Annotated in this window: 11 protein-coding genes and 2 riboswitches; of the genes, 7 read left to right on the top strand and 4 right to left on the bottom strand. The window is 68.6% G+C overall.

Annotation, left to right across the window (positions count from 1 at the left end; genetic code table 11):
• Window positions 1–18 precede the first annotated feature (18 nt).
• Both OG252_RS17170 and OG252_RS17165 read left to right on the top strand, forming a co-directional pair.
• Window positions 19–6,432, top strand: coding sequence for an RHS repeat-associated core domain-containing protein (locus tag OG252_RS17170; RefSeq protein ID WP_329337042.1), 6,414 nt, complete (start codon window positions 19–21; stop codon window positions 6,430–6,432).
• A gap of 95 nt (window positions 6,433–6,527) precedes the next feature.
• Window positions 6,528–6,983 carry an SUKH-4 family immunity protein gene (locus OG252_RS17165; RefSeq protein ID WP_266433561.1) on the top strand — a complete coding sequence of 152 codons (456 nt, stop codon included), beginning with the start codon at window positions 6,528–6,530 and terminating at the stop codon, window positions 6,981–6,983.
• A 12-nt stretch (window positions 6,984–6,995) separates the two neighbouring features.
• On the opposite strand, the gene OG252_RS17160 is transcribed toward OG252_RS17165, so the two are convergent.
• The 4 genes from OG252_RS17160 to gcvT all read right to left on the bottom strand — a co-directional run bounded on the left by OG252_RS17160 (window position 6,996) and on the right by gcvT (window position 11,362).
• A complete protein-coding gene (locus OG252_RS17160) occupies window positions 6,996–8,363 on the bottom strand; it encodes an L-serine ammonia-lyase (RefSeq protein ID WP_266433559.1) in 1,368 nt (455 codons plus the stop codon).
• A gap of 78 nt (window positions 8,364–8,441) precedes the next feature.
• Window positions 8,442–9,704 carry a serine hydroxymethyltransferase gene (glyA, locus tag OG252_RS17155; RefSeq protein ID WP_329337039.1) on the bottom strand — a complete coding sequence of 421 codons (1,263 nt, stop codon included), beginning with the start codon at window positions 9,702–9,704 and terminating at the stop codon, window positions 8,442–8,444.
• Between the two features lie 15 nt (window positions 9,705–9,719).
• Complete coding sequence (gene gcvH, locus OG252_RS17150; RefSeq protein WP_307677432.1) at window positions 9,720–10,097, bottom strand: glycine cleavage system protein GcvH; 378 nt, start codon at window positions 10,095–10,097, stop codon at window positions 9,720–9,722.
• Window positions 10,098–10,228: 131 nt separating this feature from the next.
• Window positions 10,229–11,362: a glycine cleavage system aminomethyltransferase GcvT gene (gcvT, locus tag OG252_RS17145; RefSeq protein ID WP_266433553.1), complete on the bottom strand. Its 1,134-nt coding sequence runs from the start codon at window positions 11,360–11,362 to the stop codon at window positions 10,229–10,231.
• 37 nt (window positions 11,363–11,399) lie between these two features.
• A riboswitch (glycine riboswitch) is annotated at window positions 11,400–11,513 on the bottom strand.
• Window positions 11,514–11,613, bottom strand: a riboswitch (glycine riboswitch). It abuts the riboswitch before it with no gap.
• 174 nt (window positions 11,614–11,787) lie between these two features.
• Between gcvT and OG252_RS17140 the strand changes: the two genes are divergently transcribed.
• The 5 genes from OG252_RS17140 to OG252_RS17120 all read left to right on the top strand — a co-directional run bounded on the left by OG252_RS17140 (window position 11,788) and on the right by OG252_RS17120 (window position 17,496).
• Window positions 11,788–12,462 (top strand): AAA family ATPase, encoded by a 675-nt coding sequence (locus OG252_RS17140; protein ID WP_266448061.1) that lies wholly within the window; start codon window positions 11,788–11,790, stop codon window positions 12,460–12,462.
• A 117-nt stretch (window positions 12,463–12,579) separates the two neighbouring features.
• Window positions 12,580–13,383, top strand: coding sequence for an enhanced serine sensitivity protein SseB (locus tag OG252_RS17135; RefSeq protein ID WP_329337035.1), 804 nt, complete (start codon window positions 12,580–12,582; stop codon window positions 13,381–13,383).
• An 87-nt stretch (window positions 13,384–13,470) separates the two neighbouring features.
• Entirely contained in the window at window positions 13,471–14,283 is an 813-nt protein-coding gene (locus OG252_RS17130; protein WP_266433549.1) for an enhanced serine sensitivity protein SseB C-terminal domain-containing protein, read from the top strand.
• 319 nt (window positions 14,284–14,602) lie between these two features.
• Window positions 14,603–15,610, top strand: a complete 1,008-nt coding sequence (locus tag OG252_RS17125; protein WP_329337033.1) for an ABC transporter permease — start codon at window positions 14,603–14,605, stop codon at window positions 15,608–15,610.
• Between the two features lie 86 nt (window positions 15,611–15,696).
• Window positions 15,697–17,496: an ABC transporter substrate-binding protein gene (locus OG252_RS17120; protein WP_329337031.1), complete on the top strand. Its 1,800-nt coding sequence runs from the start codon at window positions 15,697–15,699 to the stop codon at window positions 17,494–17,496.
• Window positions 17,497–17,561: the final 65 nt, after the last annotated feature.

Genomic DNA, 17,561 nt, shown 5'->3' with positions numbered 1-17,561 from the left:
GACGACGTGAGGTATGGCATGCGCACATCATCCAGACGGCGAGGTGTACTGATCACCGTCACCGGCGCGTTGGTGGCCTCGCTGCTGACCCCGGTGGCCTTCGCCGCCGACGTGGATCCGCTGGGCCGGCCCACCCCTCAGAAGGAGCGGGTCAGTAAGGTCCGTGAGGTCACCGGCCTCGGTGCGAAGAAGGCCCGGGCGAAGGTCGCTGAGAGCAGGGCCGAGAACCAGGCACAGGCCGAGCGTGCCCGAGCGGAGCAGGCCTCGTCCTGGCCGAAGGCGGGCAAGGCGTCGCTGGACCTGGCCGACGGCCGGACCAAGGCCGAGCCGGGCGGTCTGCCCGTCACGCTCACCCCGAAGGCCGGCGTCGACGGGACGGCCACGGTGGAGGTGCTGCCCCGGAAGGCGGCGAAGGCGGCCGGGGTCACCGGCGTCCTCCTGACCGTGGCGGGCGAAGGCCAGGCCGCGCTTTCTCTGGACTACGGTGAGTTCGCCTCGGCGTACGGTGGCGGCTGGTCGGGCCGGCTCCGCCTGGTGGAGCTGCCGGCGTGTGCGCTGACCACGCCGGAGAAGGCGAAGTGCCGTACCCAGACGCCGTTGAAGTCGTCGAACGACATCGCCGCCCAGGAGTTGTCGGCGACCGTCGCACTGACCGGGAACGGCGGGGTGTCCACCCAGCTCGTCCGCGAGGCGAGTACGGCCGGGACGTTCGTCCTCGCCGCGACCGCCGCGGCCGGCGAGTCCGCGTCCGGCTCCGGCGACTACACCGCGACCCCGCTCGCGGCCTCCTCGACCTGGTCGGCGGGCGGTTCCTCGGGCTCGTTCACCTGGTCGTACGACGTCGCGGTGCCGCCCGCGGCCGCCGGTCCCCAGCCGGCGTTGACCCTGTCGTACGACTCGGCGAGCGTGGATGGCAAGACGGCGAGCACGAACAACCAGGCCACGCAGGTCGGTGAGGGATTCGACCTGACGTCGTCCTACGTCGAGCGAAGTTACGGCAGTTGTGAGGACGACGGGCACGACGGGAAGTACGACTCGTGCTGGAAGTACGAGAACGCCTCGCTGGTGCTCAACGGCCAGTCGTCGGAGCTGGTCAAGGACGACACCAGCGGTGTGTGGCGGCTGAAGAACGACGACGCCTCCACCGTCACGCACTCCACCGGCGCCGACAACGGTGACGACAACGGTGAGTACTGGACCGTGGTGACCGGTGACGGTACCAAGTACGTGTTCGGTCTGAACAAGCTGAACGGTGCGGGGACCGAGCGCACCAACTCGGCGTGGACGGTCCCGGTGTTCGGCGACGACTCCGGCGAGCCGTGCTACAACGCGACGTTCGCGTCCGCTTCCTGCACGCAGGCCTGGCGGTGGAATCTCGACTACGTCGAGGACACGCACGGCAACGCGATGTCGTACTGGTACACCAAGGAGTCCAACTCCTATGCCAAGAACGGCGCTTCGACCGCCACCGCCACCTACACGCGCGGCGGTTACCTGACGAAGATCCTGTACGGGCAGAACAAGGACACCCTGTTCACGGCGGACGCCTCCGACAAGGTCACCTTCGACTACAGCGAGCGCTGCACGGCCGCCGACTGCTCCGAGCTGACCGACGCCACCTCCGACAGCTGGCCGGACGTCCCCTTCGACGCGATCTGCGCAGCGGACGCCGACTGCGAGACGAACGCCTCTCCCACCTTCTTCACCCGCAAGCGCCTCACGGGCATCGACACCCACGCCTGGTCGGCGTCGAGCAGCGCCTACACCGCGGTGGACTCCTGGAAGCTGACCCAGCAGTTCCTGGACGGCGGCGACATCGGCGACACATCCGACCAGACCCTCGTCCTCAAGTCACTGACGCACACGGGCAAAAACGGCGACGACATCTCCCTCGACCCCATCACCTTCACGTACCAGATGCGGGAGAACCGGGTCGACGCCACCGACGACATCATGCCGCTGACCCGGCCGCGCATCGAGACGGTCACCTCGGAGACCGGGGCGATCACGGACGTGACGATCTCGGAGCCGGAGTGCGTACGCGGTTCCCACATGCCGGCCGCCGAGGACGACAACAGTCTGTCCTGCTACCCGCAGTACTGGCACATCAACGGCGCGACCGACGCGTCGGTCGACTGGTTCCACAAATACAAGGTCACCGCGGTGTTCACCGCGGACCCGACGGGCAAGAACGAGGCGGTCTACAACTCGTACACGTACTCCGGGCCGGCCTGGCACTACAACGACGACCCGCTGACGCCGTCGGACGAGCGCACCTGGTCGCAGTGGCGTGGCTACCGCAAGGTGACGGCGTACACGGGCAGTTCGGACCTCACACAATCCAAGACCGTGTCCCTCTACCTCCAGGGCATGGACGGCGACAAGACGTCCTCGGGTACCAGGACGGTGACCGAGGGGGGCATCGAGTTCACCGGACTCACGGTCGCCGACATCACGGACTCCGACCCCTACGCCGGTTTCCTGCGTGAGCAGATCACGTACGACGGTGACACCCCGGTCTCCGTCGCGGTGCACACCCCGTGGAAGTACAAGACCGCCACGCAGCACAAGAGTTACGCGGACACCGAGGCCTACTTCGTCCGCACGCAGAAGACCTCCACGCACACCTACCTGACGGGCACGTCGAGCTGGCGGACCGCCTCCTCGGAGACGACGTACGACGACTACGGCATGGCGGTCACGGTCCAGGACAACGGCGACACGGCCGTCGACGACGACCAGACCTGCACCCGCACCTGGTACGCGCGCAACAACTCGGTCGGCATCAACTCCCTGGTCTCCCGCACCCGTACGGTCGGCCGGGTCTGCTCCGCCGCCGAGGCGGACCTGTCGCTGCCCACGAACAGCGACACCCGAGGCGATGTCCTGTCCGACAAGGCGACCGTCTACGACACCACCACGGCCACGGCCTGGACGGAGTCCCAGACACCGACCAAGGGCGAGGCCGGCTGGACGGGCCGTGCCACGGCCTACCCGGCCTCGGTCACCAACGGCGAACGCCGCCCCACGAGTTGGCAGACCACGTCGAAGGCGACCTACGACGTCCTCGGCCGGGTCCTGACCGTCAGGGACGCGGCCAACAACACCACGACCACCGTCTACACCCCCACCGTGGCGGGCCCGTTGACGCGCACCAAGGTCACCAACGCGGCCGGCCATTCCACCTTCACCTACGCGGACCCGGCCACCGCGCTCCCGGTCAGGCTCTACGACGCCAACCTGAAGAAGACGGACCTGACCTACGACGCGCTGGGCCGCCTGACCGCCGTCTGGAAGCCGAACCGCTCCAAGGACGCGGGTCAGAGCGCCAACACCACGTTCGCGTACTCGGTCACCAACGACACCGCGCCGTGGACCTCGACCTCCACCCTGAAGGCGGACGGCACTTCGTACGACACCACGTACACGATCTACGACGCCCTGCTGCGCCAACTCCAGACCCAGTCCCCGGCGGCGACCGCCGGCCGCCTGCTCACCGACACCCGCTACGACACCCGCGGCCTGGTGTACGAGACGCACGCGGACATCTACGACACCACCAGCAAGCCCACCTCCACCTACACGCGGGCCGAGTACGGCGAGTCGCCCAGCCAGACCGAGACCGTCTACGACGGCGCCGGACGGGCGACCAGGTCCACGTTCCTGATCGGCGGCGTGGCGCAGTGGTCCAGCACGACCTCCTACACCGGTGACTCGACGGCCACCTCGGCCGTGGAGGGCGGCTCGGCGACCCGGGTCTTCACCGACGCCCAGGGCAGGACGACCGAGCGCCGCGAGTACGCGGGCACCTCGCCGTCGGGCAGCACGTACACCTCGACCGCCTACAAGTACAACCGGGACGGCCTGCTGAAGACGGTCACCGGCCCGGACGGCGAGCAGTGGTCCTCCGGCTACGACCTGTTCGGCCGCCAGACCTCCGCGACCGACCCCGACACCGGCACGACCGCCACCACCTACACCCCGCTCGACCAGCAGGACACCACCGTCGACCAGCGCGGCACGAAGCTGCTGTACGGCTATGACGCCATCGGCCGGAGCACCGCGGTGTGGGAGACCTCGAAGACGGACGCGAACAAACTGGTCGCGTACGCCTACGACACCGCGGCCAAGGGCCAGTTGGACTCCACCACCCGCTACGTGGGCGGTACCGCCGGTGACGCCTACAAGGACGCGGTCGTCTCCTACGACAGCCTGTACCGCACCACGGAGACCTCCTTCACCCTGCCGTCCGACGACCCGCTGGTCACCTCCGGCGCGGTCCCGTCCGCCACGCTGACCTTCAAGACGGACTACAACGTCGACGGCACGGTGGCCTCCACCTATGAACCCGCCGCGGGCGGTCTGGACGACGAGTACATCTCGACCACCTACACCGACGCCGCCCTGCCCAAGACCGTGTCCGGCACGTCCGGCTACCTGCTCGGCGCCTCCTACTCGGCGCGCGGCGAGGTCGAGCAGCTCACGCTCGGCGCGTCGGCCGCGGCCGGCACTCCGAAGGCGTACGTCAGCAACACCTGGGAGGAGGGCACCGGCCGGCTCACCGAGTCGCACGTGACGACCACCCGGCACGCCTACATGCTCCAGGACCTGCGGTACGGCTACGACGACGCCGGCAACGTCCTGTCCATCTCCGACCCGACCACGCTGGGCGGCGCCGGCGAGGCGGACAACCAGTGCTTCGCCTACGACGGTTACCGCCGCCTCACCGAGGCCTGGACCCCGAAGACGGCCGACTGCTCCGCGGCCGGGCGTACCACGGCCAACCTCGACGGGGCCTCGCCGTACTGGACGTCGTACACCTACAACGACGCCGGCCTGCGCACCACCGAGACCGAGCACACCGCCGGCGGCACGGCCGCCCAGAGGTACTGCTATGCGGCGGACCGCCCGCACGCCCTCAAGGCGACCACGACGAGCGGCGACTGCCTCACGGCCGGCCAGGAGTACGACTACAACGAGATCGGCGCCACCAAGACGCGTCCGGACGGCACCGCGACCCAGACCCTGACCTGGAACAGCGAGGGTAAGCCGGCCACGGTCACCGAGTCCGGCACGGGCGCGGCCTCCGGCACCACGGAGTACGTCTACGACGCCGAGGGCAACCTGCTGATCCGCCGCAACACGCAGGGCGAGAGCATCCTGTACCTGGGCGCCACGGAGGTCCACCACAACGCGGCGAACGGTGACATCTGGGGTCAGCGCTACTACACCGCGGGCAGTTCGACCATCGCCGTCCGCAGCAACGAATCCGGCGCGGAGACCCTCTCGTTCCTCGCCGGTGACACGCACGGCACGTCCACGCTGGCCGTCACCTCCACCGACCTGGCCGTCACCAAGCGGTACCTCACGCCCTTCGGGGAGAGCCGGGAGGGCGGCACCGGGACATGGATGGACGACAAGTCCTTCCTGGGCAAGACCGCGGACGACGACACCGGGCTCACCCACATCGGCGCCCGCGAGTACGATCCGTCGATCGGCCGTTTCATCAGCGTCGACCCATTGCTCACCGTCGACCAGCACCAGTCCCTCAACGGCTACAGCTACGCCAACAACACGCCGGTGACCCAGTTCGACCCCACCGGCCTCGAGTCCTGCTACCCGCACTACTGCTCGGGCAGCAACGGCACGTACGGGACGTACAAGCCCGAGAACGACCCGGCCTCCAGCAAGTACGACGGCTCCAGCCACGACACCACGGAACCCACCGCGGACGAGAGCACGGGCGCCAGCGTCGAATACGACACTCCGGTCGCGAAGGGCTGCGGTTTCTGGGACCTGAAATGCGGCTGGGACGAGCTCTGGCACACCGAATGCGGATTCTGGGACCTCAAGTGCGGGTTCAAGGAGAATTACAACGCCTGGAAGAATGCCCTGGCTCCCGACCTCGAGGACATCGAGGGTTGCGCTGAACTCGAAGCCGGATCCTGTGGATGGCTGATCGCCGGATTCCTCCCGGCCGGAAAGCTCGGAAAACTTGGAAAACTTCTCGGTGAAGGGAAGGATGCCAAGCGCGCCGCCGAAATGATCGGTGAGGCGATCGAGCTGGTGGGGAAGATTCCGTACGGTGAGGGTCATCTGAGCAAGGCCGTACAACTGCAACGCCTGATCGACAAGAAGAAGAACGGCAATTATGCCTCGGCACTCCTGGACGACGGGACCACGCTCGTCGCGCACGCCGACAGTACCCTGCATTCCGAGGAGTACCTGCTCAACCGAGCGGGCGACCGGAAGATCGTGGCTGCCTATTCGGAGCGGGAGCCGTGTGACACCGGGCATAAATGCATGAGTAAACTCCGAGCCGCCGGAGTGAAGAACATCAGTTGGTCCTTCGACTGGAACGGAATCGGTGACGCCGGACGGGCCAAATCCAACAAGGAACTGGCCGATGCGGTGAAGAAGCTGTTCAACTGACAGATGGACTCGCCTGGTCCACCGTGCTTTAATGATGCCGCTCGACGTGGATGTCGAGCGGCATCGCCTTACCCTTCTCCGCTTTGGTGGTCCCCTTGGATATCGACCTGGTTGGAATTCCCGTCGAAGGCGGTGAATCCGAATTGATCGTTCCGGATGAATTCTTCGCGTATCGGGCCCTAGACGTGGCCGAGCGCGTTTCGTCCGATGCGGGACGGTCGTTGCTCCGTTTCGGGACGATCGGTTCCGCCGGGCCCATCGGCGTGGCGGTTTCCGTCTTCGTGGACGAGGAGTCCGGCGAGGTCGTGTCCGGTATCGAGCCCGATGACGTGACACCGGTCAACACGTCGCTCGGGCTCTTCGTGGACTGCGTCAGACGGCTGGCGGAGATCTTCCCCTACTACTCGGAGGATTCGGACTACGAGGAGTGGGAGGCCGGTGCCCAGCGGGTGCAGGAGACGATCTGCGAGATCGACGCCCCCGCCTATCAAGAGGGCGCGTACTGGTACGAGTTCCGCTGGGATGTGTCCATGGGCGAATTCCACGGATGAGTCAGCGCGTCCTCAGCACTCGATGATGTTGACCGCCAGCCCGCCCCGAGCCGTCTCCTTGTACTTCACCGACATGTCCGCCCCGGTCTCCTTCATCGTCTTGATGACCTTGTCCAGGGACACCTTGTGCGTGCCGTCCCCGCGCATCGCCATCCGCGCCGCCGTGACCGCCTTCACCGCGGCCATGCCGTTGCGCTCGATGCACGGGATCTGGACCAGGCCGCCGACCGGGTCGCAGGTGAGGCCGAGGTTGTGTTCCATGCCGATCTCGGCGGCGTTCTCGACCTGCTCGGGGGAGCCGCCGAGGACTTCGGCGAGGGCGCCCGCCGCCATCGAACAGGCCGAGCCGACCTCGCCCTGGCAGCCGACCTCGGCGCCGGAGATGGAGGCGTTCTCCTTGAAGAGCATGCCGATCGCGCCGGCGGCGAGCATGAAGCGGACCACGCCGTCCTCGTCGGCGCCGGGCACGAAGTTGATGTAATAGTGCAGCACCGCGGGGATGATGCCAGCCGCTCCGTTCGTCGGCGCGGTCACCACGCGCCCGCCCGCCGCGTTCTCCTCGTTCACCGCCATCGCGTAGAGCGTGATCCACTCCATCGCGTGTGCCAACGGGTCGCCCTCCGCCCGGAGTTGGCGGGCCGACATGGCGGCCCTGCGGCGGACCTTCAGCCCGCCCGGCAGGATGCCCTCGCGGGCCATGCCGCGCGAGACGCACGCCTGCATCACCCGCCAGATCTCCAGGAGACCCGCGCGGATCTCCTCCTCCGTGCGCCAGGCGCGCTCGTTCTCCAGCATCAGCGCGGAGATCGACAGGCCGGTCTCCTGCGTCAGGCGCAGCAGTTCGTCGCCGGTGCGGAAGGGGTACTTGAGGACGGTGTCGTCGAGTTTGATGCGGTCCGCGCCCATCGCGTCCTCGTCGACGACGAAGCCGCCGCCCACCGAGTAGTACGTCTTGGTGAGCAGCTCCGCCCCGGAGGCGTCGTACGCCCACAGGGTCATGCCGTTCGCGTGGTAGGGCAGGGTCTTACGGCGGTGGAGGACGAGGTCCTTGTCGAAGTCGAAGGCGATCTCGTGCTCGCCGAGGAGCCGCAGCAGCCTCGCGGCCTTGATGTCCTCCACCCGTTGGTCGGCCTTCTCCACGTCCACCGTGCGCGGCGAGTCGCCCTCCAGGCCGAGCAGCACCGCCTTGGGCGTGCCGTGCCCGTGGCCGGTCGCGCCGAGGGAGCCGTAGAGCTCGGTCCGTATGGACGCGACCGACTCCAGCAGGGCCTCGTTGCGCAGGCGGCGGGCGAACATGCGGGCCGCGCGCATCGGGCCGACCGTGTGGGAGCTGGACGGGCCGATGCCGATCGAGAACAGGTCGAAGACCGAGATGGCCACGGGAACTCCTCAATACGGGTGGTGCAGGGGGCGGGTGCCCCGCACTGTCGAGTGTGCGGGGCACGCCACAAAAAGGAACTACTTGTTCAGACCGGGGTACAGCGGGTGCTTGTCGGCCAGGGCCCTGACCCGGGTCTTCAGCGACTCCACGTCGTAGGACGGCTTCAGCGCCTGAGCGATGACATCCGCGACCTCCGCGAAGTCCTCGGCCGTGAAGCCGCGGGTCGCGAGGGCGGGCGTACCGATGCGCAGGCCCGAGGTGACCATCGGCGGACGCGGGTCGTTCGGGACGGCGTTGCGGTTGACCGTGATGCCGACCTCGTGGAGGCGGTCCTCGGCCTGCTGCCCGTCCAGCTCGGACTCGCGCAGGTCGACCAGGATCAGGTGCACGTCGGTGCCGCCGGACAGGACGTTGACCCCGGCCTCGCGGGCGTCCGGAGCCGTCAGCCGCTCGGCGAGGATCCGCGCGCCCTCGACCGTACGGCGCTGGCGCTCCTTGAAGTCCTCGCTCGCCGCGACCTTGAAGGACACCGCCTTGGCCGCGATCACGTGCTCCAGGGGACCGCCCTGGAAGCCCGGGAAGACGGACGAGTTGAGCTTCTTCGCGAAGTCCTTCCTGGCCAGGATGATGCCGCCGCGCGGGCCGCCCAGCGTCTTGTGGGTGGTGGAGGTGACGACGTCGGCGTACTCGACGGGGTTCGGGTGCAGGCCCGCCGCGACCAGGCCCGCGAAGTGCGCCATGTCGACCCACAGGTACGCCTCGACCTCGTCCGCGATCCGGCGGAACTCGGCGAAGTCCAGCTGCCGCGGGTACGCCGACCAGCCCGCGATGATCACCTTGGGCCGGTGCTCCTTGGCGAGCCGCTCGACCTCGGCCATGTCGACCAGGCCGGCGTCGTCCACGTGGTACGCGACCACGTTGAACTGCTTGCCGGAGAAGTTCAGCCGCATCCCGTGGGTCAGATGGCCGCCGTGGGCGAGGTCCAGGCCGAGGATGGTGTCGCCGGGCTGGGCCAGCGCGAACAGCGCGGCCTGGTTGGCGGAGGCGCCGGAGTGCGGCTGGACGTTGGCGTACTCGGCGCCGAACAGCTCCTTGACCCGGTCGATCGCGATCTGCTCGGCGACGTCGACGTGCTCGCAGCCGCCGTAGTAGCGGCGGCCGGGGTAGCCCTCGGCGTACTTGTTGGTGAGGACCGAGCCCTGTGCCTCCATGACCGCGACCGGCGCGAAGTTCTCGGAGGCGATCATCTCGAGGGTGGACTGCTGGCGGCTCACCTCGGCGTCGACCGCGGCGGCGATCTCCGGGTCGAGCTCGTGCAGGGGCGTGTTCAGAACGGACATCGGGTGTACGACTCCTCAGCCGGCGGAAAAGGCGGTGTACTCGTCGGCGGAGAGTAGGTCGGCCGGCTCGTCCGTGACGCGTACCTTGAACAGCCAGCCGCCCTCGAAGGGCGCGGAGTTCACCAGCGACGGGTCGTTCACCACGTCCTCGTTCACCTCGGTGACCTCACCGGACACCGGGGCGTACAGGTCGGAGACCGACTTGGTCGACTCCAGCTCGCCGCAGGTCTCGCCCGCGGTCACCGTGGCACCGACCTCCGGAAGCTGGACGAACACGACATCGCCGAGCGCGTTGGCCGCGTGCTCCGTGATGCCGACCGTCGAGACGCCGTCCGCGGCGGCCGACAGCCACTCGTGCTCCTTGCTGTAACGCAGCTGCTGGGGGTTGCTCATGGCCTGAATTCTCCTGTACGCGGGGGAGTGCTGGTGAATGGGTGACTGCTGGAATCGCACGTGAGCAGCGGAAATGTGCGCAGGGTCACGCGCACGGACCGCTCAAGTCTGTACTTGTGGCGCTTGAGTCTCTACTTCTGGCGCTTGTAGAACGGCAGCGCCACGACCTCGTACGGCTCGTGGCTGCCCCGGATGTCCACACCGACACCCGGCGTGCCCGGCGCCGCGTGCGCGGCGTCGACGTACGCCATGGCGATCGGCTTGCCCAGCGTGGGGGAGGGCGCCCCGGAGGTGACCTCGCCGATCACCTCGCCGCCGGCGACGACCGCGTACCCGGCGCGCGGGACCCGACGCCCCTCGGCGACCAGGCCGACGAGGACGCGCGGGGGGTTGGTCTCCGCGCGGGCGGCGGCCTCGGTGAGCGCCTCGCGCCCCACGAAGTCGCCCTCCTTCTCGAACTTCACGACGCGCCCGAGGCCGGCGTCGAAGGGGGTCAACGACGTCGACAGCTCGTGCCCGTACAGCGGCATGCCCGCCTCCAGGCGGAGCGTGTCGCGGCAGGACAGCCCGCAGGGGACGAGGCCGACGTCCTTGCCCGCCTCGGTCAGGGCCTGCCACAGCTGCTCCGCGTCGGAAGGCGCCACGAACAGCTCGAAGCCGTCCTCGCCGGTGTAGCCGGTGCGGGCGATCAGTGCCGGGACGCCGGCGACGGTGCCGGGCAGGCCGGCGTAGTACTTCAGGCCGTCCAGGTCGGCGTCGGTGAGGGACTTCAGCACCCCCGGCGACTCCGGACCCTGCACGGCGATCAGCGCGTACGCGTCCCGGTCGTCGCGCACCTCGGCGTCGAAGCCGGACGAACGCTCCACGAGCGCGTCCAGCACCACCTGGGCGTTGGAGGCGTTGGCGACGACCATGTAGTGAGCAGACCCGGCCTCGGTGTCGGCCAGCCGGTAGACGATCAGGTCGTCGAGGATGCCGCCGTCCTCGCGGCAGATCATGGTGTAGCGGGCGCGGCCGACACCGACGGACGCGATGTTGCCGACCAGCGCGTAGTTCAGGAGCTGCGCGGCCTGCGGCCCGGTCACCGTGATCTCGCCCATGTGCGAGAGGTCGAAGAGCCCGGCGCGGGTGCGTACGGCCTGGTGCTCGTCGCGTTCGGAGCCGTAGCGCAGGGGCATGTCCCAGCCGGCGAAGTCGGTCATCGTCGCGCCGAGCGAACGATGCAGGGCATCGAGCGCGGTGTGACGGGGTGCGGTGCTGCTCATCGGACGGTCGTCTCCCAAGGCATGACGGCGAGGTCGTTCCTCCCCATCTGTCATCGGAACCTGAGAGGTTCGACGTGACCCCGCGAAACGGTGGTCACGACTTGCACCTTGGGTGGAGCCACTGTCGCAGCGGCCCGCTTTTCAGATGTGCCTCGCCCGCGCGGTAACGGGGACCTGAGAGATTCAAGGGAGGGACTTGCTCCTTCGGCGCCCCAGCGAGGTACGGCTGGGGACTCTCCCGCGCGGATTCAAGCGGCCGGTATGCAGTTGGCGCGCACATCATTGCACGCATCGTCGGCGCGTGGCAGGGCCACATCTGTAACCGGCCTGTGGCAGTAAGCGCATGAAAACGCGAGACACCGCGTATTACCTTCTCTTTACACTCGACGGGGAGGGAAACTCGTGACCCACCCCAGGGGAGGACGATCACGGTGAACAGGACCACTGCGTACGCCACGACCTCGGCCGTAGCGCTGCCCGAGCAGCCCTCGGCCCCGGCCCGCGGCGCGTGCGGAGCGCGCCCGGCACCCGTCTTCCGGGACCTGCGCGAGCGCGAGGGCCACAGCCCGCACGCACTGCTCTTCGGGCCCCGCGACCTCGTCGTGATCACCGGCCTGCCCGGCAGCGGCAAGTCCACGCTGATGCGGCGCACCGTCAAGGGCACCCGGATCGACTCCCAGGACACCCGCGACCGCTGGGACGGCAGGCTGTCCCGCTTCCTGCCGTACGCGGTCTACCGCCCGCTCGTCCGCGTCGCGCACTACGCCGGACTGCGCCGCGCCCTGCGCTCCGGCGAGGGCGTCGTCGTGCACGACTGCGGTACGCAGGCCTGGGTGCGCGGCTGGCTGGCCCGCGAGGCCCGCCGTCGGGGCGGCACCCTGCACCTGCTGCTGCTCGACGTCGCCCCCGGCACGGCCCTGGCCGGCCAGCGCGAACGCGGCCGCGGCGTCTCGCGGTACGCGTTCCTGCGCCACCGCGGCGCGGCCGCGCGCCTGATCAGCTCCGTGGAGCAGGGCGACCTGCCGCCGGGCTGCGGCTCGGCGGTCCTGATCGACCGGGACGCGGCGAACGTCCTGAGGCGGATCGGCTTCACGGGCTGAGGCGGGTCGGTTTCACGGCCCGGGGCCGGATTGCTGTGACGGGCCGACTCCCGGCCCGCCCGCACCCGTTAGCCTTTTCAGCCACAGCAGCGGTACTCGGCAGGCGGTAGACAGCAGATGGACTTCCCGGCGGATCTCCCAGCGGGCTTCTCGCAGTTCCCGGCACAGGCGCACGCCCATTCGCACGGCGGATGGCCCGGCAACGAGCTGGAGGAGGTGCTCTCCGCCTCCCTCGGCATCCCCGGGGCCGGCGGGCGGATCGTCGAGGTGCTCGGCCGCAGCTTCGTGTGGATCCCGCTGCCCAGCGGCGGCGGCCCGCACAGCGGCCCGCTCGACCTGCCCACGCTGGAGATCGACGGCCAGGCCTACGTCCCGGTGTTCAGCTCCGAGGAGCAGTTCCGCCAGGTCGTCGGCTCGCACATGTCGTACACCATCGCGCCCGCGGTGGAGTTCGCCCGCGGGCTGCCCCCGCAGGTCGGCATCGCCGTGAACCCGGACGGCACGGTCGGCGTCCCGCTGCCCCCGCCCGCCGTGGCCGACCTCTGCCGCACCGGCCGTACCCCGCTGGACGGCCCCGCGAGCGGCGGCCGCGTCAAGCTCTACGAGCCCGACTGGCAGGACGACCCCGTCGACTTCCTCGCCGCGGCCTCGGCCGAGTTCGCGGCCATCGGCGTCGTCCTCACGGCCCGCCGCTGCCTGGCCGCCATCGAGACGGCGAACCCGGTGATGTTCGTGGGCGTGGAGCTCTCCCAATGGGACGCCCCCGACCTGCGCACGGCCCCCATGGACGCCCTGGCCGCGGCCCTGGGCCGCGCCCCGGCCCCCTGGCCGGTCAACCTGGTCCTCCTGGACGTGGCGGACGACCCGGTGGGCCACTGGATGCGCGAGCAGGTCCGGCCCTTCTATCAGCAGGGCCACTAGCAACGCCGACCTCTTGGGCGGTTGCTGTCGGCAGCTCCACATAAGCTGGTTTCATATCCGAGGCAACTTCATGAAGGGGCGGTACAGGTGAGCGCCAGCGGCATCGCGGCCGGGCAGGTCGAGCACATGCTGCGCCAGGTGACGCCCGGGCGCTACGACGCCTACGAGGCACTCCTGCGCGCGCTCGCGACCCCCTCCTCCGGCCAGGTCTGGATGCTGCTGTGGCACGGCCAGGCGGGCTCCCCGGACGCCCAGTACGGAAACATGGAGGTCGACGGGTACGGCTACGCACCGTGCGTGACCTCGGCCCAGGAACTCTCGGCCAGCGGCTGGAACCGCTCCTATGAGGTCGTCGACGGTATCGACGTCGCCCGCACCCTGTACCCCGACCACTACGGCCTCTGGCTGAATCCGCACGCTCCCGGCGGCGGCGTCGGCATCCCCTGGCTCGATCTGCGCCGCATCGCCACCGGCCTGGAGCGCCAGCCCGCCGGACCCCTGCGGCTGTCCGAGCCCGGCATCGAGATCCCGCAGTTCTACGCCCTGCTCGCGCAGAACGCCCACCGCACCCCGGCCGTCCGGGCGTTGCGCCGCGCCTGGGTGCAGCCCGCGCTCGGGGCGCCGTACCTCGCCATCGGACTCGACGTGTACGACACCAGCCCGCCGGCCGTCGACTCGGTGCGCGCGATGATGCAGCAGACGATCGGCGCGGTCCCGGACGGGCTGCCGGTGTCGACCGTGGCGATGTCCGACGAGTACGACCCGGTGGCGCTGTGGATGCGGGCGAGCGCCCGCCCCTTCTACGACCGCGAGGCCCATGCGGCGTCCGCCCCGGCCCCCTCCTCGGCTCAGGCTCCGGTGGCCGGTTACGGCTATCCGCCGGCCCGCGGCGGCTACTGACCGAACTCCTCTCCGGCTCCGGCGGCCGGGCCCGCCTTCCCCGTCTTCGCGCGTAGAACTGGGTGAATCGTCCCTCTTTGTCCCCAATGCCCCAACTGGCCTGCGTCCGCCCCGCGTTACCCGCCGTCCGGATAACGGAACCCTCTGGGTCGCATCACGTTTATGCATCCTTTCACCGTCAAGTCTGGCAACAGATCGCCAAAGCGTTGAAGACTCCCGCACCAGGGGCCTTTCGTCCCTGTGTACGACGGACTGAATCAATGCCGCCACAGCGGCAAGTGCGGGCCGGCTACCGCCGGTTGAGAGGGGTCCCTGCCAGATGACGGCACCATTGCACGAGCCGACCGCGGAAGCGGCCCCGAGTGCGGCCGAAGAAGCGGCGCTGGTCAGCGCCGATGCGAAGGCCGTACAGGGGCGTTCCCTGGGCCGGATCGCCTGGGAGCGCCTGAAGCGGGACAAGCTGGCTCTCACGGGCGGCGCCGTGGTGCTCTTCCTGGTGGTGATCGCGCTGCTCGCCCCGGTCATCACGAGCCTCCTGGGGCAGGACCCGAACGAGTACCACGAGAACCTCATCGACCCGCTCTTCGGCACGCCCACGGGCTCCCTGGGCGGCATCAGCGGCGACCACCTGCTCGGCGTCGAGCCGGTCAACGGCCGCGACATCCTCGCCCGCATCCTCTACGGCGCCCGGATCTCCCTGCTGGTGGGCTTCCTGTCGGCCCTGGTCGCCGTGATCCTCGGAACGCTGCTGGGCATCCTCGCCGGGTTCTTCGGCGGCTGGGTCGACTCCGCGATCAGCCGGGTGATGGACGGTCTGCTCGCCTTCCCGCAGCTGCTGTTCATCATCGCGCTGGTCTCCGTCATGCCGAGCGACATGCTGGGGCTCACCGGTTCGAGCGTGCGCGTCTTCGTGATGATCCTCGTCATCGGCTTCTTCGGCTGGCCCTACATCGGACGCGTGGTGCGCGGCCAGACACTCTCGCTGCGTGAGCGCGAGTACGTGGAGGCCGCCCGATCGCTGGGCGCGGGGCGGCTGTACATCCTGTTCAAGGAACTGCTGCCCAACCTCGTCGCCCCGATCGTCGTGTACACGACGATGATGATCCCCACCAACATCCTCACCGAGGCGGCCCTCAGCTTCCTGGGCGTGGGCGTCAAGCCGCCCACCGCCTCCTGGGGGCAGATGCTCTCGAGTGCGATCGACTACTACGAGTCCGACCCCATGTACATGGTGGTCCCGGGCGTGGCGATCTTCATCACCGTGCTGGCCTTCAATCTCTTCGGCGACGGCGTCCGGGACGCTCTGGACCCGAAGGCCTCCCGTTGAACCGGCTGAACCGTCCAGGCGAAGCACCCCAACTGTCCCGTGGCACTCACACGGGGTCTCTCATCAAATCCGGAGGATCCGAGATCGTGACTACCCAACGCACCTCAGGGCGGCGGAAGCAGGCGTTTGCCGCTGTCGCCGCGGTCGCCGCGCTGCTGACCACGGCGGCGTGCGGCGGCGGTGGAGACGACGGCGACAACGGCGGCTCGAGCACCGGTGCCGCCGGCTTCGACGCCGCGAACAACAAGGTCGCCCAGGCCTCTGCCGCCAAGAAGGGCGGCACGCTGAAGTTCGGTGGCGCCCAGGATGCCGACTCGTGGGACACCACGCGCGGTTACTACGGCTTCATGTGGAACTTCGCGCGCTACTACAGCCGCCAGCTCGTCACGAACAAGACGGAGCCCGGAAAGGCCGGCGCCGAGCTGACCCCGGACCTCGCCACCGGTCTCGCCAAGGTCACGGACGACGGCAAGACCTACACGTACACCCTGCGTGACGGTGTCACGTGGGAGGACGGCAAGCCGATCACGTCCAAGGACGTGAAGTACGGCATCGAGCGTGTGTGGGCGCAGGACGTGCTGTCCGGCGGTCCGGTCTACCTGAAGGACGTGCTCGACCCGAAGGGCGAGTACAAGGGCCCGTACAAGGACACCTCCCCGGACAAGCTGGGCCTGAAGGCGATCGAGACGCCGGACGACAAGACCGTCGTCTTCAAGCTGCCGGTCGCCAACTCGGACTTCGAGGAGATGCTGGGTCTGATCTCCGCGTCCCCGGTCCGCCAGGACAAGGACACCAAGTCCAAGTACGGTCTGCACCCGTTCTCCTCCGGCCCGTACAAGTTCCAGTCGTACAGCCCGGGCAAGGACATCACGCTGGTCCGCAACACCGAGTGGAAGCAGGCCTCGGACCCGGTCCGCAAGGCCTACCCGGACAAGATCACCGTCCAGTTCTTCTCGGACGCCAACCAGCTGGACCAGCGTCTGCTCAACGGTGACCTGGACCTCGACATCAACCAGACCGGCATGTCGCCGCAGGGCCGCACCACCGCCCTGAAGGAGCACAAGGCCAACCTGGACAACCCGGTCTCCGGCTACATCCGCTACGCGACCTTCCCGCAGAGCGTGGCGCCGTTCGACAACGCCGAGTGCCGCAAGGCCGTGATCTACGGTGCCGACCACGTGTCGCTCCAGACCGCCCGCGGTGGCCCCATCGCCGGTGGTGACATCGGTACCAACATGCTGCCGCCGTCCGTGTCGGGCGCCGAGGGCCAGAAGTACGACCCGTACGAGATCGCCGGCGCCAACAAGTCCGGCAACGCCGCCAAGGCCAAGGAAGCGCTGAAGGCCTGCGGCAAGCCGAACGGCTTCTCCACCACCATCGCGGTCCGCAACAACAAGCCGGTCGAGGTGGCCACCGCCCAGTCCCTGCAGGCGTCGCTGAAGAAGATCGGCATCAACGCCCAGATCGAGCAGTTCGACGGTTCGCAGACCTCCGGCATCATCGGCAGCCCCGAGAACGTGAAGAAGAAGGGCTACGGCATCATCATCATGGGCTGGGGTCCGGACTTCCCCACCGTCCAGGGCTTCGGTATGCCGCTGTGGGACAGCAAGTACATCCTGGAGAGCGGTAACAACAACTTCGCTCTGATCAAGGACAAGACGATCGACGGCCTGTTCGACGACTACATCACCACGCTGGACGACGCGGGCAAGACCAAGATCGCCACGGAGATCAACCACAAGGTGATGGAGGGCGCGTACTACCTGCCCTTCGTCTTCGAGAAGTTCATCAACTGGCGCTCGGACAACGTGGCGAACGTGTACACCACCGACGGCTACAGCGGTATGTACGACTTCGTCAACCTCGGTCTGAAGTCCGCGAAGTAGTCCCGGCACACCCGCCATACGGCACGAAAGGCAGGTGAAGGCCGGCGCAGCGTGATCGTGGGCCA

It is taken from the genome of Streptomyces sp. NBC_01352 (assembly GCF_036237295.1).
Classification (GTDB): domain Bacteria; phylum Actinomycetota; class Actinomycetes; order Streptomycetales; family Streptomycetaceae; genus Streptomyces; species Streptomyces plumbiresistens.
This window is presented reverse-complemented; position numbering and strand designations above follow the sequence as displayed.

What these genes read in the sequence shown, in the direction of transcription:
- OG252_RS17170 (WP_329337042.1), top strand. Translation starts at nt 19, where the DNA reads ATGCGCACATCATCCAGACGGCGAGGTGTACTGATCACCGTCACCGGC.
- glyA (WP_329337039.1), bottom strand. Translation starts at nt 9,704, where the DNA reads ATGTCCGTTCTGAACACGCCCCTGCACGAGCTCGACCCGGAGATCGCC.
- gcvH (WP_307677432.1), bottom strand. Translation starts at nt 10,097, where the DNA reads ATGAGCAACCCCCAGCAGCTGCGTTACAGCAAGGAGCACGAGTGGCTG.
- gcvT (WP_266433553.1), bottom strand. Translation starts at nt 11,362, where the DNA reads ATGAGCAGCACCGCACCCCGTCACACCGCGCTCGATGCCCTGCATCGT.
- OG252_RS17135 (WP_329337035.1), top strand. Translation starts at nt 12,580, where the DNA reads ATGGACTTCCCGGCGGATCTCCCAGCGGGCTTCTCGCAGTTCCCGGCA.
- OG252_RS17125 (WP_329337033.1), top strand. Translation starts at nt 14,603, where the DNA reads ATGACGGCACCATTGCACGAGCCGACCGCGGAAGCGGCCCCGAGTGCG.